General features: G+C 69.1%; 22 protein-coding genes and 2 pseudogenes. 9 read left to right on the top strand and 15 right to left on the bottom strand.

The genetic code is table 11. From position 1 onward, the window contains the following. Positions 1–94 precede the first annotated feature (94 nt). A complete protein-coding gene (locus tag GGQ63_RS10165; protein ID WP_246429699.1) occupies positions 95–1033 on the top strand; it encodes a glycosyltransferase family 90 protein in 939 nt (312 codons plus the stop codon). On the opposite strand, the pseudogene metH reads toward GGQ63_RS10165, so the two are convergent. From metH to GGQ63_RS10115, 10 genes and pseudogenes are all read right to left on the bottom strand, one after another. Next, positions 1000–3717, bottom strand: a pseudogene (gene metH / locus GGQ63_RS10160) (methionine synthase); the annotation flags it as partial. The gene GGQ63_RS10165 and the pseudogene metH overlap by 34 nt on opposite strands. Beyond that, positions 3689–4135, bottom strand: coding sequence for a PIN domain-containing protein (locus GGQ63_RS10155; RefSeq protein WP_425502072.1), 447 nt, complete (start codon positions 4133–4135; stop codon positions 3689–3691). The pseudogene metH and the gene GGQ63_RS10155, both read right to left, overlap by 29 nt. Positions 4136–4140: 5 nt before the next feature. Continuing rightward, positions 4141–4338, bottom strand: coding sequence for a hypothetical protein (locus GGQ63_RS10150; protein ID WP_183855272.1), 198 nt, complete (start codon positions 4336–4338; stop codon positions 4141–4143). A gap of 49 nt (positions 4339–4387) precedes the next feature. Continuing rightward, positions 4388–5434, bottom strand: a pseudogene (locus tag GGQ63_RS10145) (homocysteine S-methyltransferase family protein); the annotation flags it as partial. 15 nt (positions 5435–5449) lie between these two features. Beyond that, positions 5450–5872 carry a type II toxin-antitoxin system VapC family toxin gene (locus tag GGQ63_RS10140; RefSeq protein WP_183855270.1) on the bottom strand — a complete coding sequence of 141 codons (423 nt, stop codon included), beginning with the start codon at positions 5870–5872 and terminating at the stop codon, positions 5450–5452. Further along, the gene (locus tag GGQ63_RS10135; protein ID WP_183855268.1) at positions 5865–6119 is read right to left on the bottom strand and encodes a type II toxin-antitoxin system Phd/YefM family antitoxin; all 255 of its coding nucleotides are present in this window, start codon (positions 6117–6119) and stop codon (positions 5865–5867) included. The genes GGQ63_RS10140 and GGQ63_RS10135 overlap by 8 nt, the downstream gene beginning before the upstream one ends. A gap of 67 nt (positions 6120–6186) precedes the next feature. Further along, positions 6187–7125, bottom strand: a complete 939-nt coding sequence (metF, locus tag GGQ63_RS10130) for a methylenetetrahydrofolate reductase [NAD(P)H] (protein WP_183855266.1) — start codon at positions 7123–7125, stop codon at positions 6187–6189. Next, positions 7122–8135 (bottom strand): ArsR/SmtB family transcription factor, encoded by a 1014-nt coding sequence (locus tag GGQ63_RS10125; RefSeq protein WP_183855264.1) that lies wholly within the window; start codon positions 8133–8135, stop codon positions 7122–7124. Before GGQ63_RS10125 ends, metF begins: the two co-directional genes overlap by 4 nt. Before the next feature lie 85 nt (positions 8136–8220). Then, positions 8221–8943 (bottom strand): B3/B4 domain-containing protein, encoded by a 723-nt coding sequence (locus tag GGQ63_RS10120; protein WP_183855262.1) that lies wholly within the window; start codon positions 8941–8943, stop codon positions 8221–8223. A gap of 60 nt (positions 8944–9003) precedes the next feature. Beyond that, positions 9004–9588, bottom strand: a complete 585-nt coding sequence (locus GGQ63_RS10115; RefSeq protein ID WP_183855260.1) for a DUF2336 domain-containing protein — start codon at positions 9586–9588, stop codon at positions 9004–9006. 272 nt (positions 9589–9860) lie between these two features. Here GGQ63_RS10115 and GGQ63_RS10110 point away from each other — a divergent pair, with 272 nt between their 5' ends. The 3 genes from GGQ63_RS10110 to GGQ63_RS10100 all read left to right on the top strand — a co-directional run bounded on the left by GGQ63_RS10110 (position 9861) and on the right by GGQ63_RS10100 (position 12951). Continuing rightward, positions 9861–11276 carry a cytochrome ubiquinol oxidase subunit I gene (locus GGQ63_RS10110; protein ID WP_183855258.1) on the top strand — a complete coding sequence of 472 codons (1416 nt, stop codon included), beginning with the start codon at positions 9861–9863 and terminating at the stop codon, positions 11274–11276. After that, the gene (gene cydB, locus GGQ63_RS10105) at positions 11276–12280 is read left to right on the top strand and encodes a cytochrome d ubiquinol oxidase subunit II (RefSeq protein WP_183855455.1); all 1005 of its coding nucleotides are present in this window, start codon (positions 11276–11278) and stop codon (positions 12278–12280) included. Before GGQ63_RS10110 ends, cydB begins: the two co-directional genes overlap by 1 nt. Positions 12281–12372: 92 nt before the next feature. Further along, a complete protein-coding gene (locus GGQ63_RS10100; protein ID WP_183855256.1) occupies positions 12373–12951 on the top strand; it encodes an NADPH-dependent FMN reductase in 579 nt (192 codons plus the stop codon). Positions 12952–13002: 51 nt separating this feature from the next. Here GGQ63_RS10100 and GGQ63_RS10095 read toward each other — a convergent pair whose 3' ends face one another. After that, complete coding sequence (locus GGQ63_RS10095; RefSeq protein ID WP_183855254.1) at positions 13003–13641, bottom strand: NrsF family protein; 639 nt, start codon at positions 13639–13641, stop codon at positions 13003–13005. An 8-nt stretch (positions 13642–13649) separates the two neighbouring features. Then, positions 13650–14183, bottom strand: coding sequence for a sigma-70 family RNA polymerase sigma factor (locus tag GGQ63_RS10090; protein ID WP_425502069.1), 534 nt, complete (start codon positions 14181–14183; stop codon positions 13650–13652). A 197-nt stretch (positions 14184–14380) separates the two neighbouring features. Between GGQ63_RS10090 and GGQ63_RS10085 the strand changes: the two genes are divergently transcribed. The 4 genes from GGQ63_RS10085 to GGQ63_RS10070 all read left to right on the top strand — a co-directional run bounded on the left by GGQ63_RS10085 (position 14381) and on the right by GGQ63_RS10070 (position 16858). After that, complete coding sequence (locus GGQ63_RS10085) at positions 14381–14665, top strand: BufA1 family periplasmic bufferin-type metallophore (protein ID WP_183855250.1); 285 nt, start codon at positions 14381–14383, stop codon at positions 14663–14665. 54 nt (positions 14666–14719) lie between these two features. After that, complete coding sequence (gene bufB / locus GGQ63_RS10080) at positions 14720–15601, top strand: MNIO family bufferin maturase (RefSeq protein WP_183855248.1); 882 nt, start codon at positions 14720–14722, stop codon at positions 15599–15601. After that, on the top strand, positions 15598–16371 hold the full coding sequence (locus GGQ63_RS10075) for an HvfC/BufC N-terminal domain-containing protein (RefSeq protein ID WP_183855245.1): 774 nt from the start codon (positions 15598–15600) through the stop codon (positions 16369–16371). Before bufB ends, GGQ63_RS10075 begins: the two co-directional genes overlap by 4 nt. A 64-nt stretch (positions 16372–16435) precedes the next feature. Then, positions 16436–16858, top strand: coding sequence for a DoxX family protein (locus GGQ63_RS10070; RefSeq protein WP_246429724.1), 423 nt, complete (start codon positions 16436–16438; stop codon positions 16856–16858). Here the strand turns inward: GGQ63_RS10070 and GGQ63_RS10065 are convergent. Next, complete coding sequence (locus GGQ63_RS10065; RefSeq protein WP_183855241.1) at positions 16807–17751, bottom strand: hydrogen peroxide-inducible genes activator; 945 nt, start codon at positions 17749–17751, stop codon at positions 16807–16809. The genes GGQ63_RS10070 and GGQ63_RS10065 overlap by 52 nt on opposite strands. A 151-nt stretch (positions 17752–17902) precedes the next feature. Here GGQ63_RS10065 and GGQ63_RS10060 point away from each other — a divergent pair, with 151 nt between their 5' ends. Beyond that, positions 17903–19366, top strand: coding sequence for a catalase (locus GGQ63_RS10060; RefSeq protein ID WP_183855239.1), 1464 nt, complete (start codon positions 17903–17905; stop codon positions 19364–19366). A gap of 461 nt (positions 19367–19827) precedes the next feature. On the opposite strand, the gene tam is transcribed toward GGQ63_RS10060, so the two are convergent. Next, positions 19828–20601, bottom strand: coding sequence for a trans-aconitate 2-methyltransferase (gene tam, locus GGQ63_RS10055; protein WP_183855453.1), 774 nt, complete (start codon positions 20599–20601; stop codon positions 19828–19830). Between the two features lie 5 nt (positions 20602–20606). Beyond that, entirely contained in the window at positions 20607–21206 is a 600-nt protein-coding gene (locus tag GGQ63_RS10050) for an MOSC domain-containing protein (protein WP_183855237.1), read from the bottom strand. Positions 21207–21773 lie beyond the last annotated feature (567 nt).

Here is a 21773-nt window from a genome sequence, read left to right as displayed (position 1 = left end):
ACCGCAGCAGGCGGGACAATGGGAGCTGGGGATGAACAGGGTCACCCGGCGCGCGCGGCGTGTGGCGTTCTATGCGGAGGGGGTTCTCCGAACCATGATCCCTCGCCCCGTCTTCGCCACGCGCAAAGATGCCATGCTCGCGCGGCACGATGCGGCGCCGGATCCGGCGGTGCTCGACCGCCTCTCCTATTACAACGGCATGGCCCCCTCCGAGGTCTCGGCAAAGGCCTGCGATCTCGCCCATCTGCCGCGCAAGCCCAGCTACTATCACTACGACCTCACGCGCTACACGCGTGCCTTCCCGGCATTCCTCAAGGCCGACGTCCTGTTCGGCGATGTGATCACGGTTCAACCGGTCCCCACCCTCGTCAAGAGCCGACCGATCGCACCGGACAACGGCAACTCAATCCTGCTGAAGCTCGACCGTCTCCGCCATTTCACCTGGGAGCGCGATTCGATCGGCTTCCGGGACAAGCGGCGCGCCGCGGTCTGGCGGGGCGGGCTCATCAATGAACAGCGCCGCGACCTCGTCCAGCGCTTCTACCGACATCCGGTCTTCGATATCGGCCATGTCGGCGCGCCGCAGCCGGGCCTCGATCCCAAGCGATTTCTGTCGGTCGCCGAGCAGATGCGCTTTCGCTATGTGATCTCGGTCGAGGGCAACGACGTCGCCACGAATCTCAAATGGATCCTCGCCTCGAACGCGCTCTGCATGATGCCGCGCCCGCGCTACGAGACATGGTTCATGGAGGGGCGGCTCGAGAGCGGCGTCCACTATGTCGAGCTGCGCCCCGATTTCGCCGATCTCGAAGAGAAGGTCGCGCATTACGATCGCAACGAGGACGAGGCTCTCGCCATCATCGCCCGCGCGAACGCCCATGTCCGGCAATTCCTCGACCCGCGCCGCGAAGACCTGCTGTCGCTGCTCGTGCTGCAGAGATATTTCGCGCTGACCGGGCAGTTGCCGGCCGGGGCCCTGCCGGAACGCGGACGTTTCGGCTACTCCGCCGCCTCCGCGCGGCCCGGATCGTAGTTGAGAACGGGCGCGAGCCAGCGTTCGGCCTCGGCGAGCGGCCAGCCCTTGCGCGCCGCATAGTCCGCAGCCTGATCGGCCTCGATCCGGCCGACTCCGAAATAATGGCTCTCCGGATGCGCGAAATAGAGGCCGGAGACCGAGGAGCCGGGCCACATCGCATAGCTCTCCGTGAGCCGGATGCCGGTCGCGGCCTCGGCGTCGAGCAGGCGGAAGAGCGTCCCCTTCTCGGTGTGGTCGGGCTGCGCCGGATAGCCGGGCGCCGGCCGGATGCCCTGATAGGCCTCCCGGATCAGCTCCGCGCTCGACAGCCTTTCGCCGGAGGCATAGCCCCAGAACTCGCGCCGCACCCGCTCGTGCATGCGCTCGGCGAAGGCTTCGGCGAGCCGGTCCGCGAGCGCCTGCGAGAGGATCTTCGAATAGTCGTCATTGGCGCGGGCGAAGCGTTCGGCGATCGCCTCCTCGCCAATGCCAGCGGTGACCGCGAAGCCACCGACATGATCGGCGAGACGGGTCTCGACCGGCGCGACGAAATCGGCGAGCGCGACATGGCGGCGCCTGTCGGTCGAACGGGCGATCTGCTGGCGCAGCGTATGGAGCCGGGCGATCTCGTCCCGCCGCGCCGCATCGGCATAGAGGACGATGTCGTCACCCAGCGCATTGGCCGGCCAGAAGCCGATCACCGCATTCGCGGTCACCCACTTCTCCTCGACCATCTTCCCGAGCATCGCCTGCGCATCGGCGAAGAGCGCGCGGGCGGCGGCCCCGACCGTCTCGTCCTCGAAGAGCAGAGGATAGGTGCCCTTGATCTCCCAGGTCGCGAAGAAGGGCGTCCAGTCGATGTAGGGGACCAGTTCGGCGATCGGATAGTCGCGGAACACCCGGGTGCCGAGGAAGCCGGGCGCGGAGGGGATCGGCTGCGACCAGTCGATCGCCAGCCGGTCGGCGCGCGCCTCGGCGAGGGTGATGCGCCGCTTCGTCTCCTGCGCGCGGGCGTGCGCCGCGGCAATCTTGGCATATTCCTCGCGCAGCGAGACGACATAGCCGGCGCGCTCGCGGCCGAGCATCGACGAGGCGACGCCGACCGCGCGGGACGCGTCGGTGACATAGACGGCCTGGCCGCGTGCGTAATTGGGGTGGATCTTGACCGCGGTGTGCACCTTCGAGGTCGTCGCCCCGCCGATCAGCAGCGGCAGGTCGAGCCCTTCGCGCTCCATCTCGGCCGCGACATGGCACATTTCGTCGAGCGAGGGCGTGATCAGGCCCGAAAGGCCGATCGCATCGACCTTTTCGGCACGGGCGGTGTCGAGGATCTTCTGGGCCGGCACCATCACGCCGAGATCGATGACCTCGAAATTGTTGCACTGGAGCACGACGCCGACGATGTTCTTGCCGATGTCGTGCACGTCGCCCTTGACGGTGGCGAGCAGGATCTTGCCGGCCGAGGAGGTTCCCTCACCGCCGGAGAGCCGCTTCTCCTCTTCCATGAACGGCATCAGATAGGCGACCGCCTGCTTCATCACGCGGGCCGACTTGACGACCTGCGGCAGGAACATCTTGCCGGCCCCGAACAGGTCGCCGACGACGTTCATGCCGGCCATCAGCGGGCCTTCGATGACGTGGAGCGGCCGCTCGGCCTTCTGCCGCGCCTCCTCGGTATCGGCCTCGATGAACTCGGTCATGCCGTGCACCAGCGCGTGCTCGAGCCGTTTCTCGACCGGCCAGTCGCGCCAGGCGAGATCGGCCTCCTTCTTCTGCGCCGCACCGCCCTTGTAGCGCTCGGCCGCTTCGAGCAGACGCTCGGTCGCATCGCGGCGGCGGTTGAGGACGACATCCTCGCAGAGCTCGCGAAGCTCCGGCTCGATCTCGTCATAGACCGGCAACGCGCCGGCATTGACGATCCCCATGTCCATGCCGGCGGCAATCGCATGGTAGAGAAAGACCGAGTGCATCGCCGCGCGCACGCCCTCATTGCCGCGGAAGGAGAAGGAAAGATTGGAGACGCCGCCGGAGACGTGCGCATGCGGCAGGTTCTGCCGGATCCAGCGCGTCGCCTCGATGAAGTCGACGCCGTAATTGTCGTGCTCCTCGATGCCCGTCGCCACCGCGAAGACGTTCGGATCGAAGACGATGTCCTCGGGCGGGAAGCCGATCTCCTCGACGAGGATGCGGTAGGCGCGGGCGCAGATCGAGGTCTTGCGGGCGAAGGTGTCGGCCTGGCCGGCCTCGTCGAAAGCCATCACGACGACGGCGGCGCCATAGCGGCGCACCTTCTTCGCCTGCTCGCGGAAAGCCGGCTCGCCTTCCTTGAGCGAGATCGAGTTGACGATCGGCTTGCCCTGGACGCAGCGCAGCCCCGCCTCGATCACCGACCATTTCGACGAGTCGATCATCACGGGCACGCGGGCGATATCGGGCTCCGCGGCGAGGAGATTGAGGAAGGTCGTCATCGCCCGCTCGGAATCGAGCAGGCCCTCGTCCATGTTGACGTCGAGGATCTGGGCGCCGTTCTCGACCTGCTCGCGCGCCACCTCGAGCGCGGCGGCGTAGTCCCCCGCCGTGATCAGCTTGCGGAAGCGTGCCGAGCCGGTGACGTTGGTCCGCTCGCCGACATTGATGAAGGTGGCCGTCGAAGCGGTCATCGGGTTGATCTTCTCATGTAGAAATAAGGGCCTGAGCCCGTTCGGAGAGTCCGTCCGGCCCGAAAGGCGCGACCACTTCCAAGGCACCGACCCTCACGCCATCCGCCATATCCTCCGACAGGAGCGCGGTGCAACCCGCAGCTTCCGCAGCCGTCAGAAGATTGGCATCCCAATAGGAGAAGCGCCCGGAAGCGGCGAGTTCCAAAGCCTGTGCGACGGTCGCCGACGAATTATTGAACAGCAGGAACGAGGTCATCAGCCCTCTCGTCAGGTCGGCCGCATCGCGGGGAGCTCGGCCGAACTTGCGTGTCATGACATTGTAGAATTCGCCGCAAACCTGAAGCGCGACCGGCAATTGCCCGCGATGCATTCTTTTCACGATCTGAACGGCGATCTCATGCTTGCGGCGATCTCGCTGGTCGAAGGCATAAACGAGAACGTTTGTGTCGATCGTCAGCATCGACATCAGGCGCGATCATAGAGATCGGCGCGGGATCCATAGGGACCGATCGACCGCCATCCGCCCTGCATCGCTTCAGTGACGATCTTCCAGCCCGCTTCGCGCTCCTCCGGCGTGCCGAACTCGATCAGCGGCAATGCCGAGACCGGCTCAGCGGCCTGCCGCTCCACTCGTGCTATCGTCGTCTTGCTTCGCGCGGCCATCGAACCCGCCTCTCCCCGATCAATCTCTAGCAGATCACGCCGCCGCCTCGAACGGCTCCAGGCCAGACAGCCGGAGCGCCGGCGAAACCGTCGGGATGGCGCGCGGGGCGATGCCCGCAACCGCCTCGGCGATCGCCCCGATGTGGTCCGGGGTCGTGCCGCAGCAGCCGCCGACGACGTTGACGAGGCCGGAGCGGGCGAACTCGCCGACGAGCCGGGCCATCGCCTCCGGGCTCTCGTCGTATTCGCCGAACTCGTTCGGCAGACCGGCGTTCGGATAGGCGCACACGAAGGTATCGGCCGCGCGCGCGATCTCGGCGATGTGGCCGCGCATCTCCTTTGCGCCGAGCGCACAGTTGAGCCCGATCGAGAACGGCCGCGCATGGCGGACCGAATACCAGAAGGCGGTCGGCGTCTGGCCGGACAGCGTGCGGCCGGAGAGGTCGGTGATCGTGCCGGAGATCATCACCGGCAGGCGCTCGCCCCGCTCCTCGAACACGTCTTCCGCAGCGGCGATCGCCGCCTTGGCGTTCAGCGTGTCGAAGATCGTCTCGATCAGCACGATGTCGGCGCCGCCCTCGGCGAGGCCGCGCACCGCTTCGGCATAGGCCGTGCGCAGTTCCTCGAAGGTCACGGCGCGGAAGCCGGGATTGTTGACGTCCGGCGAGATCGAGGCGGTTCGGTTGGTCGGCCCGACCGCGCCGGCGACGAAGCGCGGCCGGCCGGTCGCCGCGCCGACCGCGTCGGCGGCGCGTTTGGCCACCCGCGCGCCCTCGAGGTTCAGCTCGTAGGCGAGGCTCTCCATGCCGTAATCGGCCTGGGCGATGGTCGTGGAGGAGAAGGTGTTGGTCTCGACGATGTCGGCGCCCGCCTCGAGATAGGCGCGGTGGATGCCCTCGATGATGTCCGGCCGGGTGATCGACAGGAGGTCGTTATTGCCCTTCAGGTCACGGCTCCAGCCCGCGAAGCGCGACCCGCGAAAATCCGCCTCGCCGAGCCTGTGCCGCTGGATCATCGTGCCCATGGCGCCGTCGAGCACGAGGATGCGCTCCGAAGCGAGGCGCCGGAGCGCCGTCTCACGATCCCGATCGGTCATGCCTGCCTCATCGTCTCAGCCCGCCGACCAGGGGTCGACCAGCGCCACACCCGTATCTCTCACGTCGGCGACGTTGCGCGTCACCAGCGTCATACCGTGCACCATCGCCGTCGCGGCGATGAGGGTATCGATGATCGGACGAGAGCGCCCGGCGGCCAGCCGCCCCCATTGATCGGCGACGGAAGCGTCGACACTCAAGATCCGGTCGCGGAAGAGCATCTCGACCTCGTTGATCCATTGACGAAGGCTCTCGCCCATCGCGGCGTCGGTGCGCATCTTGGAGACCGCCCCCTTCCTCAACTCGCCCATCGTCAACGCGCTGACATACATCGCGTCTTCATCCAGCCCATCGACAAACGCGGCAACGCCAGGATGGGGACGACTCTTCCGAAGCTCGGACACGATATTGGTGTCCAACAGGAAGCCGATCTCACTCATCGAAGTCGGGGATGTCGCGGCCTGTATCCTTCGAACGCTCGAGATCGAGATCATCGAAGCGCGGCCCATTCATAAGGAAGTCCTTGAAACTCGGGCGTTTCTTCTGAAGGACCTCGAACTCCTCGACCGACATCAGCACGGCGCGCGGCTTGCCGTGCCGGGTGATCGTCTGCGGCCCCTCGCTGATCGCCCGGTCGATCACTTCGCCGAGGCGCGTCTTCGCTTCCTGCACCTGCCACGTCGCCATGTCGAAAACTCCGGTCCGACCTGCCTCGCCCTAATCTAGTCGTTCCGGCCGGACCTCGCCATCCGCCTCACGCCGCCGCCTCGACCCCTTGCGGCTTCCCGCCCGGCCGCATGCCGAGGAGGTGGCAGACGGCATAGACGAGATCGGCGCGGTTCATCGTGTAGAAATGGAACTCGCGGGCGCCACGGTCGACGAGATCGAGCACCTGTTCGGCGCAGACCGCCGCCGCGACGAGCTGGCGGGTGGCGGCGTCCTCCTCGAGCCCCTCGAAGCGGTCGGCGAGCCAGCGCGGCATGCTCGCGCCGGCCTTTTCCGCGAAGCGGGCCGTCTGGCTGAAATTCTGCACCGGCACGACGCCCGGCACGATCGGCAGCGCAATGCCGGCGGCATCGACGCGGTCGAGGAAGCGCAGGAACAGGTCGTTGTCGAAGAAGAACTGGGTGATCGCCCGGTCCGCCCCGGCATCGACCTTGCGCTTCAGATTGTCGAGCTCGATCGTCCAGTCGGCGCTTTCCGGGTGACGCTCGGGATAGGCGGAGACCGAGACCTCCATCGCCGGATGGCGGCGCTTGATCGCCGCGACGAGCGCTGCCGCGCTGTCATAGCCTTCCGGATGCGGCTCGAACCGGGTGCCGAGGCCGGTGACCGGATCGCCGCGCAGCGCCACGACGTGGCGGACGCCGACCTCGGCATAGGAATCGACAACCGAATCGATCTCCGCGCGGGTGGCGGCGACACAGGTGAGATGTGCGGCCGGCGCGAGCGCCGTCTCCCGCAAGATGCGCGCCACCGTCTGATGGGTGCGCTCGCGGGTCGTTCCGCCGGCGCCGTAGGTCACCGAGACGAAGGCGGGCGAAAGCGGCGCCAGCCGCTCGATCGAGCGCCACAACGTCTCCTCCATCGCCTCGGTCTTCGGCGGAAAGAACTCGAACGAGACGGCGAGCCCCTTCGGCCCGCCATCGAGCCGGCTGCGCCGCACGCCGTCCTTCGCCAATGTCACGCTCATGCCGTCTCCCGCGTCCTCGTCGCAGTGTCCGCCACCAGGAGGCGCGGATCGCGCGCCAGCCAGAGCGTCACCGTCAGCCGCCCCTCCCCGCCCTTGCCGGCGAGATCGATCGTCCGCTCGAGCGAAAGCCCCGCCGCCTCGATCCAGCCGGCCATCGTCTCGTGCGCGAAGCCGAGCCGGCGGTGGGCGTGGCGGTCGCGCAGGAATTCGAGCGTGTGCGGGGCGAAATCGACGACGAGCAGCCGGCCGCCCGGCCGCAGCACACGGGCGGCTTCGCGCAGCGCGCGCGCCGGATCGTCGAGATAATGCAGCACCTGATGGATCGCCACGATGTCGAAGCCGTCGCGTGGCAGCGGCAGGGCGAGGATGTCGCCGTGCCGGACCTGCGCGTGGCCGATGCCCGCCTCGGCGAGGTTCGACCGCGCCACGGCGAGCATCGCCGTCGATGCGTCGATGCCGACGCCGCGGCCATAAAGATCGGCGAAGAGTTCGAGGACACGGCCGGTGCCGGTGCCGATGTCGAGAAAGGCGTCGACCGAGCGGCGGCCCAGCGCGTCGCGCATCGCCGCCTCGACATCCGATTCGGCGACATGGAGCGAGCGGATCGTGTCCCATTCGGCGGCGTGATCGGCGAAATAGCGTGCCGCCGCGTCGGCATGGTCGCGCCGGACGGCGAGAAGCCATTCGCGGTCGCGGGCGATCGCCGCGTCGTGCGGGTCGACGATCGCCACCAGCACGCCGACGAGTTCACGGGCCGCCGCTGTATCCGACAGGCGCCAGTAGACCCAGGCGCCCTCGGGATGGCGTTCGACGAGCCCCGCCTCGGCGAGCAGCTTCAGATGGCGCGAGATGCGCGGCTGCGACTGGCCGAGAATGGTGGTGAGGTCCTTCACCGTCAGTTCGCCATCGGCCAGAAGCGCGAGCATGCGCAGCCGGGTCTGCTCGCCGGCGGCGCGCAGCGCGGCGAGCAGCGCATCGGAGGAGAAGATGCCGGTGGGCGGTGCGAACATCGCCACAAGATATAAAGGTATCTTTATATCTGCAAGCGTTCTTCGCGATCCCGCGCCCCTCGCCGATGCCGGACGGTGGAGAACCTCAGGCACTCACCGAAGCCACCGGACGATCCCGGTCGGCGATCGCCACCGCGGCCGTGCCGCCGCAGAAGCGCGCGACGAGAGAAACGAGGTCCTCGACCGCCCCGTCGAGATCGCCGACGCCGTTCGCCTGCACGGTGACGACGGCGCGGCGGGTCTCCGGCGCGACGAGCGAGCGGGCGTCCTGGCGCCAGTTCCAGCGGCGGCAGAGCACGGTCGAGCCGGCGGCATAGACCACCTCGCCCGGCTTCGGCGGGTCCTCGGCCGGCGTAGCGCCCTCACCCTCCTCGCCGCCTGCCATATCGACGAAACTGTCGCCCGGCCGGGCGTAACGGAAGGCGAGCGCCAAGCCGACCCGATCCGCATCGTCGGCGCCGATCGGCATGACGGAGCGCAGCGAAACCGCGTTATAGGCGTCGACGAAGGGATTGATCCGCGGCAGGGGCCGTTCCGCGAGCACGTTCTTGACGAGCCGCTCGACGGACGAACGATAGCTCGTCTTCTTGATGCCGAAGGCGCGGTACGCGGTGCGCCAGGCCGCGACGCCGGGAATGGCGGAGAGATCCGTCCCGGCATAGACGTGGCGCGTTTCGGCCTCCCGTGCCGCGATCAGCGCATCGAGCGCCTCGGGCCGTTCCGATCCGACCGCGAGGCCTTCGAAGACGACGAGGGCGACCCGGAAATCGGGAAAGGCGGCTGCGATGTCGGAAATGTCGAGCTGCATCGGCGGCTAGTCCTCCGTCTGCCGCCTCCTAGCAGGCTCCGACGGACGCGGATAGGCGGCTCAATGCGTCAGGAGGAGGCGGGGCACGTCGTCGCGTGCGGCAAGCAGGCGTCGCAGGACGGGATCGCGCCGCGCCTGATCGTAGAGACAGTGGAAGGCGCGCGCCGAAATGGCGGCGCTGCGATTGCCCGCGACGGCGCGGCGGACCGGATCGTCGCCATGCACGACCAGCGTCTCGGCGACACGCGCGGAAAGACCGGACCGCGCGGCGATAGCGAGCCGGTGCGGCTCGCCGCGCGAGCAGGCGATCGCAACGAGATCGTTCTCGTCGAGCGCCGTGGAGTGGCCGAGGAGCGGCGCAGCCACCTCAATGTCGTCGAGGGCGAGCCGGCGCACGATGCCCGCCGGCGCCCGGCCGAGGCCGGCGAGCCGATGCGCCGCCTCGCCGCGCATCGGCGGCGCCACCATGTCGGCGAGCCGCACGGGCACCGCATCATAGACGTCGAGATGCTCCTGCAGGCACCGGTCGACGACGAGCACCAGCAGCGCCGTCACATGCCGAAAGAGTTCGCCCCGCCGTTCGGCGGAGGCGCCTTCGGAGCCCGATCGATAGTCGTCGGCCATGACGTCGGCGAGCGCGTCCATCTCGTCCCCTCCCGCGGGTGGCGCTGCGCCGGTCCCGACCGCTGCGGAGGCTAGGCCCGGCCCGGTTGCGGGGCCGCTAAGCCGATCGTTCGAATTCTAACCATTGCGCCGCGCGCCCCGCGGCGGGATCATCGCCGAGCCGATCGGCGTTCGGTCGCAGCGGCCGGATGTCCCACGGGGACGGTTTCGAAGATGGCCGCCCTATAAAGACGGTCGAACGATCCAGAAAACGATCCAGGAAAAGGTCCAGGACCGGAACTCGGAGCCTTGCGATGGACGCCGACGCTCTCCTCTACGCCCGCCTGCAATTCGCCTTCACCGTCTCCTTCCACATCATCTTCCCCGCCTTCACGATCGGCCTCTCGGCCTTCATCGCGACGCTGCTCGTCATGTGGCAACGCACCGGCGTCGAGCGCTACCGCACGCTCGCGAAGTTCTGGACCAAGATCTTCGCCGTCTCCTTCGCCATGGGCGTCGTCTCGGGCATCGTGCTCTCCTATCAGTTCGGCACCAATTGGAGCCGTTTCTCCGAGGTGGTCGGCAACGTCATCGGGCCGCTGATCGGCTATGAGGTGCTGACGGCCTTCTTCCTCGAGGCGTCCTTCCTCGGCGTGATGCTGTTCGGCTGGAACCGCGTGCCGCCCTGGCTGCACGTCACGAGCGCCGTCCTCGTCGCGATCGGCACGCTGATCAGCGCGTTCTGGATCCTGTCGGCCAATTCCTGGATGCAATATCCGACCGGCTTCGAGATGCGCGACGGCATCGCCCACCCGACCGACTGGCTGGCGGTCGTCTTCAACCCGACCTTCCCCTATCGTTTCCTGCACATGGTGGTCGCCTGCTACCTGACGACGTCCTTCGTGGTGATCGCCGTCGGCGCGCGCTATCTGCTCGCCGGGCGCGAGGAGATGCAGGCCCGCACCATGCTCAAGATGGGCCTCGGCATGGCGATCGTGCTCGCGCCGCTGCAGGCGATGATCGGCGACGCCCACGGCATCAAGACGCTGGAGGTGCAGCCCGCGAAGATCGCCGCCCTCGAGGCGCACTGGGAGAAGAAGGAGGAGGTCGACGCCGCCGGCCACGGCGTGCCGCTGATCCTCTTCGCGCTGCCGAACCCATCTGCCGAGCGCAATGATTTCGAGATCGCCATTCCGCGGCTCGGCAGCCTGATCCTGACGCACAGCTGGGACGGCAGCTTCCCCGGCCTCAAGGATTTCGCGCCCGAAGACCGGCCGCCGGTCTGGGGTCCGTTCATCGGTTTCCGGATCATGGTCGGCCTCGGTCTCCTGATGATCGCGGTCGCCGCCTGGGGCGTCGTCGAATGGGCGCGCGGCGCGCTCGGCCGCTCGCGCCTGTTCCTCCGCGTCGCCTCGCTGATGTGGCCGGTCGGCTTCGTCGCCATCCTCGCCGGCTGGATCGTCACCGAACAGGGACGCCAGCCCTGGATCGCGACCGGAATCCTGCGCACCGCGGACGCCGCCTCGCCTGTGCCGGGCACTTCGGTGCTCGCGACCTTGATCCTCTTCGTACTCGTCTACACGATCGTCTTCGGCATCGGCGTGCTCTACATCAACCGGCTGATCAATCGCGGGCCGACGCCGCTCGAGAAGGAGCCGGAAGGCGTGCCGAACCGGCCGCTCTCGGCGGCCGAGAACGCCGGCCGCGAAGTGTTCGGAGGGACGGAATGATGGAGCTCTATCTGCCGGTCGTCTGGGCGCTGATCATCGCCGCCGCGGTCGCCTTCTACGTCGTCGCCGACGGCTTCGACCTCGGCCTCGGCATCCTCTTCCCCTTCACGAAGGAGGAGGCGGAGCGCGACCAGATGATGAATTCGGTGGCGCCCTTCTGGGACGGCAACGAGACCTGGCTGGTGCTCGGCGGCGGCGGGCTATGGGTCGCCTTCCCGAAGGCCTATGCGGTGATCATGCCGGCGGTCTATCTGCCGGTGATCGTCATGCTGCTCGCGCTCATCTTCCGCGGCGTGTCGTTCGAATTCCGCTGGGTGGCGAAGCCGACGCATTTCTGGTGGGACGTCGCCTTCTGCGGCGGCTCGACGGTCGCCGCCTTCGCGCAGGGTGTCATCCTCGGCGCGCTGATCCAGGGGATCGCGGTCGCGGACGGCCGGTTCGCCGGCGGCCCGTTCGACTGGGCGACGCCGTTCGCGCTCCTCTGCGGGCTCGGCGTCGTCGCCGGCTATGCGCTGCTCGGCGCGGTCTGGCTGATCGCCAAGACGGAGGGGCCGGTCGCCGACCGGGCACGCGCGCAGGGCAAGACCCTGCTCATCGTCGTGCTCGGCTTCGTCGGCCTCGTCAGCCTGTGGACGCCGCTCGGCTTTTCCCGCATCGCCGAGCGCTGGTTCTCGCTGCCGAACCTCTATTTCCTCTGGCCGGTGCCGATCCTCACCGCCGGGCTCGGCCTGCTGGTCTGGCGCGGCATCGACCGCGGCCGGGACCTCGCGCCCTTCCTCGGCGTGGTCGCGCTCTTCCTGCTCGCCTTTCTCGGCCTCGCGATCTCGACCTTCCCCTATCTCGTCCCGCCGACCCTCACCATCTGGGACACCGCGGCCGCTCCGGCGAGCCAGATCTTCCTGCTCGTCGGCGTGGTCTTCCTGCTGCCGATGATCTTCGCCTATAACGTGTTCGTATACTGGACGTTTCGCGGCAAGGTGCGGCCCGGGGAAGGCTATCACTGAGCCGTGCGACGCCGTACGGCCACGGACCTTTCCCCCTTGTCGCGGCCCGTCTTTCGCAGACAATGGCCCGCCCACAACCGAAGAGGCGCTTCATGTCCACTCTCAAGATCGCGGTCGTCATCGGCAGCGTCCGGCCGAACCGCTTCGCCGACCACCCCGCCAACTGGATCCTCGCCAAGGCCAACGACCGGCCGGAGATCGAGGCGGAACTGCTCGACGTCCGCGAATATCCGATGCCGCTGTTCAACGAGGTGGCCTCGCCCGCCTGGGCGCCTTCGCAGAGCGAGGTGGCGCAGCGCTGGCAGAAGAAGGTCGCCGAGTTCGACGCCTATATCGTCATCGCCGCGGAGTACAATCGCGCCCCGACCGGCGCGCTCAAGAACGCGCTCGACTACGCCTATAACGAGTGGAACAAGAAGCCGGTCGCCTTCGTCGGCTATGGCAGCGTCGGCGGCGCGCGGGCGATCGAGCAGCTGCGCACCATCTCGGTGGAGCTGCAGATGGCGCCGATCCGCACCGCCGTCCACATCCCCTGGCCGACCTATGTCGCCGTCGCGCAGGAGGGCAAGTCGCTCGACGATTTCGACTTTGCCGTGCAGGGCGCGAAGGACCTGCTCGACCAGCTCGTCTGGTGGGCGAAGGCGCTGAAGACGGCGCGCGAGGCCGGCTGACAACCGGGGAATTCCCGCCGACCACGATCGAGGCGCCCGCGAGCGGGCGCCTCACCAGCGCAGGACGCGGCCGCCAGCGGCCGCGCCGACGGCCGCCAGAAGCGCGATCGCCAGCGTGTACCAGGTGGCGACGAAGAGCGGCGAATCGTCGGTGCAATGCGCCGCATAGAAGGTCGCGGCGAGGCCGCCGGCGAGCAGACCGGCGACCGCCCCCGCGAGACGCGGCCGGGTCGGCGCGTTCGCGCGGAGCGCGGCGAGGAAGACGGCGAGCGGCCCGATCCCGATCAGCGGCACGAAGGTCAGGCAGGTGCGGCTGTTGCTGCCGATCAGACGGGCGCCCCACTCGGCCGAAGGCACGACGTAGAGCTCGAGCAAGACACCGGCGGCGAGCAGCGCCGGCGCGACGAGGAGCGCGGCGAGCGCCGTGCGGCTCGCCGCTCCGGGCCGACCGAGCATGCGCGCGGCGCCGAACGCCGCGCCGGCGAGAGCGGCGGTGACGACGAATTTGAACAGGAAGCGCGCCGTCTCCATGGCTGCGGCGATGTCGGGTCGCGGTCCGATCGCGGCGAAGAAGACGAGCGCGGCGAGCACGGCCGCCGCCGGGAGCGCGAACCTCCATGTCGCGGCGACGGAGAGCCGGCGCGGGCGGGCGTCGGCGCCGAGCGCCCGGATGAGTTCGTCGGTCCTCATGGCTCCCCTCATGGCTCACTCCCGAAGCGCCGGGCGATCGCCGCGAGCCCGCGATGCAGGGCAACGCGCACGGCGGTCTCGGTCATCGACAAACGGCGTGCCGTCTCGCCGATCGATCGGCCGTCCACCGATATGGCGCTGACCACGGCGCGCTGGCCCGCCGGCAGACCGTCGAGCGCGCGGTTGAGATCGCGCGCGCTCACCGTCTCGGCCTCCGGAGCCGCGACGAACTCGGCGACATCGTCGATGTCGACCGTGATCCGCCGGCCGCGCCGGCGCACGCCGTCGATGAGCTTGAAACGGGCGATCGCATAGAGCCAGGGCAGGATCGGCCGGTCCGCCTGCCAGGTGTGGCGCTTGAGATGGAGGGCGAGAAGGGTCTCCTGCACGACATCCTCCGGATCGGGCTCGCCATGCGGAATGCGGCGCCGCGCGAAGCCGCGCACCAGCGCGGCGGCATGTTGGAGGAAATCGGCATAGGCACGCTCGTCTCCGGCGATCGCGGCACGCATGAGCGCGGCGAGTTCGTCCTCCCCTCTCACCGCTCCCCCCTTCATTCGCGCCGCGCGCCCGGTTGTTACATGGCGGCCGCGCTTTGCAAGTCCTCGCGCGGGCGCCGGAGTTCACGCGCCTGTGATCTGCGCTCGATGCATGGCGCGTAACGCGGCGATGCGCCGGCGCGAACTCGTCGATGCGTCCGATCGTCCGGCCGCGCAACCCTCCCAGAGGAACCATGACGATGACCCGCTCCACGCTCGCCCTCGCGCTCGCCGGCTCGCTCGGCGCCGCCCTCGCCGCGTCCGCCGCCGCGGCCGGCCCGCTGCCCGCCGAAAAGATGGTGGGGATGGAGAAGTGCTACGGCATCTCCCTCGCCGGCCAGAACGACTGCGCCGCCGGCCCCGGCACCACCTGCGCCGGCACCTCGACCGTCGACTACCAGAAGAACGCCTGGAAGGCCGTTCCCGCCGGCACCTGCGAGACGATGAATGTCGACGGCCACAAGGGCATGCTGCAGCCGATGTGAGCCTCCCCGCGGGAGGCCGTGCGCCTCCCGCTCCTCCTCCTCCGGAGCCATCCGATGATCGAGACCGCTTCCCTGCCCGCACGGGCCGGCCTCGGCTTCAAGCCGCAGCACGCCGCCGCCATTCTCGGAGACCGGCCGGATATCGGCTTCTTCGAGGTCCACGCCGAGAACTATATGGGCGCCGGCGGCCCGCCGCACCGCATGCTCGCGGCACTCGGCGCGCTCTACCCGATCTCGCTGCACGGCGTCGGCCTGTCGATCGGCGGCGAAGGGCCGCTCGACGCCGCCCATCTCGCCCGACTGAGGGCGCTCGTCGAGCGCAGCCGGCCGGCTTCCTTCTCCGAACATCTCGCCTGGTCGACGCATGACGGCGCCTTCCTGAACGATCTGCTGCCCCTGCCCTACACGCCGGCGACGCTCGACCGCGTCGTCCACCATGTCGACACGGTACAGCAGACGCTCGGTCGGCCGATGCTGATCGAGAACCCCTCGACCTATCTCGTCTTCTCCGAGAGCACGATCGCCGAGGTCGACTTCCTCGCCGCGATCGCCGCGCGCACCGGCTGTGGCCTGCTGCTCGACGTCAACAATGTGATGGTGTCGGCGGTCAATCACCGGCTCGACCCCTTCCTCTATCTCGACCGCTTCCCCGTCGAGCATGTCGGCGAGATCCATCTCGCCGGCTATGACGAGACGGTCGACGGCGCCGGCGACCGGCTGCTGATCGACGCCCACGGCACGCCCGTCGCGGCGGATGTGTTCGCGCTCTACCGCCATGCGCTCGGCCGCACCGGCCCGGTGGCGACGCTGATCGAATGGGACAATGCGGTCCCCGACTTCCCGACGCTGCACGCCGAGGCGCGGCGGGTCGATGCGGCCCTCGATGCCGAGCGGGCGCGGCGGAACGCGGCGTTGCGGGTCGGGGTGGCGGCATGAACCCGGTCTCGCAAGGCGCCTTCGCCGCAGCGCTGCTCGATCGGGGCGACGCCGTTCCGGCGGGCTTGGCCGGCCGGAACGGCGCGGCCGACCCGCTGCGGCTCGCGGTCTATCGCAACAACGTCCGGGTGGGCCTCGCCAGGGCACTCGCCGCCCGCTTTCCCGTCACGGCCCGGCTCGTCGGCGACGCGTTCTTCCGGCTGATGGCCGACGCCTATGTCGACGACAGGCGGCCGGCGTCGCCGCTCCTCGCCGCCTATGGGGACGATTTCCCCGATCACGTCGCGGGCTTTCCGGCGGCGGCCGGGCTCGCCTATCTCGCCGACACCGCCCGGCTCGAGGCGGCGGTCAGCCGCGCCTACCATGCGGCCGATGCCGCACCGCTCGGTCTCGCCGACCTCGCCGGCCTCGCCGGACCGGAGCTCGGCCTCGCCCGGCTGACGCCGCACCCGGCGGCCTTCCTCATTCGCTCGGCGCACCCGGTCGGCTCGATCTGGCGGACGCATCAGAAGGAGACGGTCACGGCGCCCGACTGGCGGCCCGAGACCGTGCTCGTCGTCCGGCCGGATCTCGATGTCGGCGTCCATCTCCTGCCGGCCGCCGATGCCGGCTTCGCCGCGGCGCTCCTCGACGGGACGCCGCTCGGCAGCGCGGCGGAAGCCGCCCTTGCCGCCGATCCCGACTTCGATTTCGGCCGGGCGCTGACCGGCCTCACCACGCTCGGCGCTTTCGCCCGAGCGGTCATCCCGGGGGAAAACGATGATCAATAACCTCGCCACCGCGCTCGACGGCCGCCCGCCCTCGCCCGCCGGTCCGATCGGCCGCGCGGAGCGGATGCTCGCACGCATCCCCGCCGCGCTGCCGCTCGCGGCACTGCGGGTCGCCCTCGCCGTGCCGTTCTTCCGCTCCGGGCTGACCAAATGGGACGGCTTCCTCAGCCTTTCGCCCGGCGCGCGCTATCTCTTCACCGAGGAATTCCGCCTGCACATCCTCGGCGGGGCATATCCCTATCCCGCGCCGATCCTCGCCGCGACGCTCGCCGGGATCGGCGAGATCGCCCTGCCGATCCTGCTCGTGCTCGGCCTCGGTACCCGCTTCGCCGCGCTCGGCATCCTCGCCATGACCGCGGTGATCCAGCTCACCGTGCCGGAGGGGTGGGCGAACTTCCACCTGCCCTGGGCGGCGATGGCGCTCGCCCTCCTCGTCTATGGCGGCGGCACGCTGTCGCTCGACAGGGTGCTCGGCGGCGCGAAGTGAGCGGGGCGCTCGGCGGCCTCCCTGAGCAACCCGCCGAGCGCATCGAAATCGGCCCGGCGGGGGGAGGAACGCCGCCAGACGAGCGCGATCTCGCGTGACGGCTCGGGCTCGGCGAAGCGGCGGAGCGCGATGCGCGGATCGCGCGCCTCCACCGCCAGCGACAGCTCCGGCAGCAACGTCACGCCATAGCCGCCCGCCACCATCTGCATGATCGTCGAGAGGCTCGCCGCGCCGAAGCCGTTCGTCTCCGGCCGGGCGATGCGGCAATAGGCGAGCGTCTGGTCGCGCAGGCAATGGCCCTCCTCGAGCAGGAGCAGCCGCTCGGGCGGAATCCGCTCCGGCCGGGCGAACGGCTCCTCCGTTTCCGCCGAGCCGGCGCGGGCGGCGAGCAGGAAGCGGTCGACAAAGAGCGGCAGCGCCTCGAAGCCGGGCCCATGGACCGGCAGGGCGATCAGGATCGCGTCGAGCAGGCCCTGCGACAGCTCGTCCTCCAGCGTCTCGGTCAGGGTCTCGCGCAGATGCAGTTCGAGCGCCGGGAAGCGCGCCTCGACGAGCGGCAGGGCCCGGGGCAGCAGATAGGGCGCGACGGAAGGGATGACGCCGAGCCGCAGCGGCCCGGCGAGCAGCGCGCCATGATGGCGGGCATAGTCGACGAGATCGCGCACCGAGCCGAGAATCGCCGCCGCCCGCCGCGCCACCTCCTCGCCGCGCGGCGTCAGCGCGACGCGGCGGGGTCCGCGCTCGACGAGCTTGACGCCGAGCAGCGCCTCCATGTCCTGCACCTGCTGCGACAGAGCCGGCTGGCTGACGGCACATTCCTCCGCCGCGCGGCCGAAATGGAGATGGCGGGCGAGCGCTTCGAGATAGCGGAGCTGACGGAGGGTGACGGTCATTTCGATAAGATATTCCTATCGCAAGTCTCAGGCAATGCGATTGGAATTTATCAAAACTGCGGGCATGATAGGCACCATCGAAGCGGGCGCGACGAATGACAGGGCGCCCGGTGCCGGCGGTCGAACGGGCCGGCTCTGAGAGGAGAACGCCATGTCGGAACCGACCCTCACCACGTCGGCCGGTGCGCCGGTCGCGGACAACCAGAATTCCCTCACCGCCGGCGAGCGGGGTCCCGTCCTCCTGCAGGACTGGCAGCTGATCGAGAAGCTCGCCCACCAGAACCGCGAGCGGATCCCCGAGCGCGTCGTTCACGCCAAGGGCTGGGGCGCCTATGGCACGCTGACGATCACCGGCGACATCTCGAAATACACCCGCGCCAAGGCGCTCCAGCCGGGGGCGACGACCCCGATGATCGCCCGCTTCTCGACGGTCGCCGGCGAGCTCGGTGCCGCCGATGCCGAGCGCGATGTGCGCGGCTTCGCCCTCAAGTTCTATACCGAAGAGGGCAATTGGGACCTCGTCGGCAACAACACGCCGGTCTTCTTCGTCCGCGATCCTTTGAAGTTCCCCGACTTCATCCACACGCAGAAGCGGCATCCGAAGACCAATCTGCGCTCGCCGACGGCGATGTGGGATTTCTGGTCGCTTTCGCCCGAAAGCCTCCACCAGATCACCATCCTGTTCTCCGACCGCGGCCTGCCGCAGACCGTGCGCCATATGAACGGCTACGGCTCGCACACCTATTCCTTCATCAATGCGGCGGGCGAGCGTTTCTGGGTCAAGTTCCACTTCAAGACGGTGCAGGGCCACAAGCACTGGACCAATAACGAGGCCGCCGAAGTGGTCGGCCGGACGCGCGAATCGACCCAGGAAGACCTCTTCGGCGCGATCGAGAAGGGCGACTTCCCGAAGTGGAAGATGCAGGTCCAGGTGATGCCGGAACTCGACGCCGAGAAGACGGCCTACAACCCGTTCGATCTGACGAAGGTCTGGCCGCACGCCGATTATCCGCCGATCGACGTCGGTGTCCTCGAGCTCAACCGCAATCCGGAGAACTATTTCGCCGAGATCGAGCAGGTCGCCTTCTCGCCGTCCAACATCGTGCCTGGCATCGGCTTCTCGCCGGACAAGATGCTGCAGGCGCGCATCTTCTCCTATGCGGATGCGCATCGCTACCGTCTCGGCACGCATTACGAGGCGCTGCCGGTCAACGCACCCAAGGTGCCCGTCCACCACTATCACAAGGACGGGGCGATGCGGTTCTTCCCCAACAACCCGAATCCCAACGCCTTTTACGAGCCGAACTCGTTCGGCGGGCCGAAGCAGAACGAAGCCTTCCGTGAGCCGCCGCTGAAGATCTCGGGCGATGCGGACCGCTACAACCACCGCATCGGCAATGACGACTACACCCAGCCGGGCAATCTCTTCCGCCTGCTCGACGACGGGCAGAAGGCACGGCTGATGGACAATCTCGCCGCAGCGATGCAGGGCGTGCCGGCCGAGATCCAGCTCCGTCAGGTCAACCACTTCTATAAGTGCGACCCGGCCTATGGCCGCGGCGTCGCCGAACGCCTCGGCCTGTCCGGCGAAGGCCTCGGCGTCGCGGCGGAGTAGGCCCGTCCTCTGAGAAATGACAGCGGCGGCCCCCTCTCCCGCTCGCGAAGTCGGCTGTTGCCGACTTCGCCTTTCCGCGCTCGGCTCGGCAACAGCCGAGCCGAGTGGGAGAGGGCTTCCGGCCTTGGCGTCGCAGGGAGCGGGAGCGACCGAGACGGTTAGGCCGGAAGGGTGAGGGTGGCCCTCCTTCGTCGACCAGGAGAAGGCCCTCACCCCGGCCCTCTCCCGCGGAGCGGGAGAGGGGGAGCCCAGCCGCTGCGCCCGCCCCACTCATCCGCCGTCCGCAGTTCCGCACAACCGTTTTCGCCCCCTCTCCCGCTCGCGAAGTCGGCTGTTGCCGACTTCGCCTTTTCCACGCTCGGCTCGGCAACAGCCGAGCCGAGCGTGGAGAGAGCTTCCGGCCTTGGCGTCGCAGGGAGCGTGAGCGACCGAGACGCGCAGGCCGGAAGGGTGAGGGTCGCCTACTCGCCCCGCACCGCGACGATGAAGAGCCGCGGGAAGCGGAACAGCACGCGGCCGTCGGCGAGCGGGGGATAGGCCGCGGCGATCGCGCTCGTATAGGCGGCGAGGAAGGGCGCGCGCTCGGCCGCGTCGAGCCGGTCGAGGAAGGGGCGGAGCCCGGTGCCCATCACCCAGTCGACGATCGCCTCGGGACCCGCGAGCGGGTGCTGATAGATGGTGTGCCAGACGTCGAGCCGCGTCGCGAAGGGGCCGAGCGCCTCGAAATAGGCGCGCGGCGGCAGGATCGGCTCGCGCGCGATCGGTGCGGCGAAGCGCGCCGCCCAGGACCCGCTCGCCGCGGTCGCCCGCATCGCGGCATGGCTCGGCTCGGCCTGATTGTCCGGCATCTGGACGGCGAGCACGGCGCCCTTCGGCAGGCCCCCGAAGAGGCGCGTCAGCGCGCCGAGATGGTCGGGCACCCACTGGAACACGGCATTGGCGAAGAGCAGATCGACCGGCGCGTCGGGTGTCCAGCTCGCGATGTCGCCCTCGACGAAGCGGCCGGCGGGCAGGCGCTTGCGCGCCGCGGCGAGCATGTCGGGCGAGGAATCGAGCCCGGTCACCTCGGCATGCGGATAGCGGGCGGCGAGCAGTTCCGTCGAATTGCCGGGACCGCAGCCGAGATCGACGATGCGCGTCGGCCGCAGAAGCGGCACCTGGGCGAGCAGGTCGCGCGAGGGACGGGTCCGCTCGTCCTCGAAGCGCAGATAGGTCTCGGCCGACCAGTCCTTCATGTCGTTCATCGATAGATCCGCCTTTCCCACAGAAGCACGGTGAGCGTCTCGCCGGCCGCGACCCGGCCCTCGCGCTCGACCCAGCCGACCAGGCCGCGGCGATGCCGCGCCGCCTTCGGGAAGGCGAGGTCGAGCCCCTCGCGGCCCGGATAATGGCGAGCGATCGCCGCACCCGCCTGGCGGCACGGGCCGTTATGGCCGTCGATGACGATCGTCGCGCCGCCCTCGAAGAGGAGGCGGGTGCGCGGCGGCAGCCAGGTGAGGTCCGGAATGCCCGAGAGCACCAGATTGGCGCCGATCCATTCCGGCCGGATCGCGTCGATCTCCATCAGCGCGGCCGCCTCGGCGAGTTCGCCGGCATCGACGATCGAGACCTGACGGTCGTTCTTCATCTCCGTGCCGCGGCGATACCACGGCTCGCGCGCACCGGACGGCCGCGTCAGGCCGGCGTGGAGATCGCCCGCGACGCCGCCATAGGTGAGCGTGATCGCCTCCACGCCCCGCGTCTCGAAGCCGGTGCCGTCGCCGACCAGAACCTCGTCGACGCGGGCGGGAAAACGGCGGGCAGGCAGGATTTCGGCGGGGAAGAGGTCGGTCGCGCTCATCGGCGGGAAGCCTCGCGAAAGCGGAGGGGAGCAGCTTGGGGCAACGGCCGACAGATAGCACGGAAGCGGCGGCGCGACAGCCGCCGCAAAGGGGGTGTGACCGACGTCACTGACACCGATCATGCCCCGGCGCATTGTCTACCCAACGAAGCGGGGCGCCGGATCGCCCCGCAGATGAAAGGAGATCAGACCGCGCCTCGTCCCCCCGATCTCCTCCCGATCGGAGGCGCGTTCTCCCTCTCGGCCGAGCCATCGGCCGAGCGATGCGGACGGCCCGGCCCTGCCCCCCAGACCCCGCCGGGCCGTCCGCTCCTCCCCGCGCCGCGGTCCGCACCTCCCGGACCGGCGGCGGAAGGAGGCGACGGATGCGCCGATCCCGCGATCGGCAGAGTTCCTTCGGCGCGCGCGCCGAAGCGATGCGGACGGCCCGGCCCTGCCCCCCAGACCCCGCCGGGCCGTCCGTACTTCCTCCCCCTCCGCCCGACGCGGCGCTGCTCTCGGTGTTCGATCGTCGCAGGCGCGCGCCCCGCCTCGCCACGTGCAGCGCCGGGGGTTAGGATCGTCCAC

Source organism: Prosthecomicrobium pneumaticum (assembly GCF_014199915.1).
Lineage (GTDB): Bacteria > Pseudomonadota > Alphaproteobacteria > Rhizobiales > Kaistiaceae > Prosthecomicrobium > Prosthecomicrobium pneumaticum.
The sequence above is the reverse complement of the archived record's forward strand: the minus strand, read 5'-3'. Positions and strand labels throughout refer to the sequence as shown.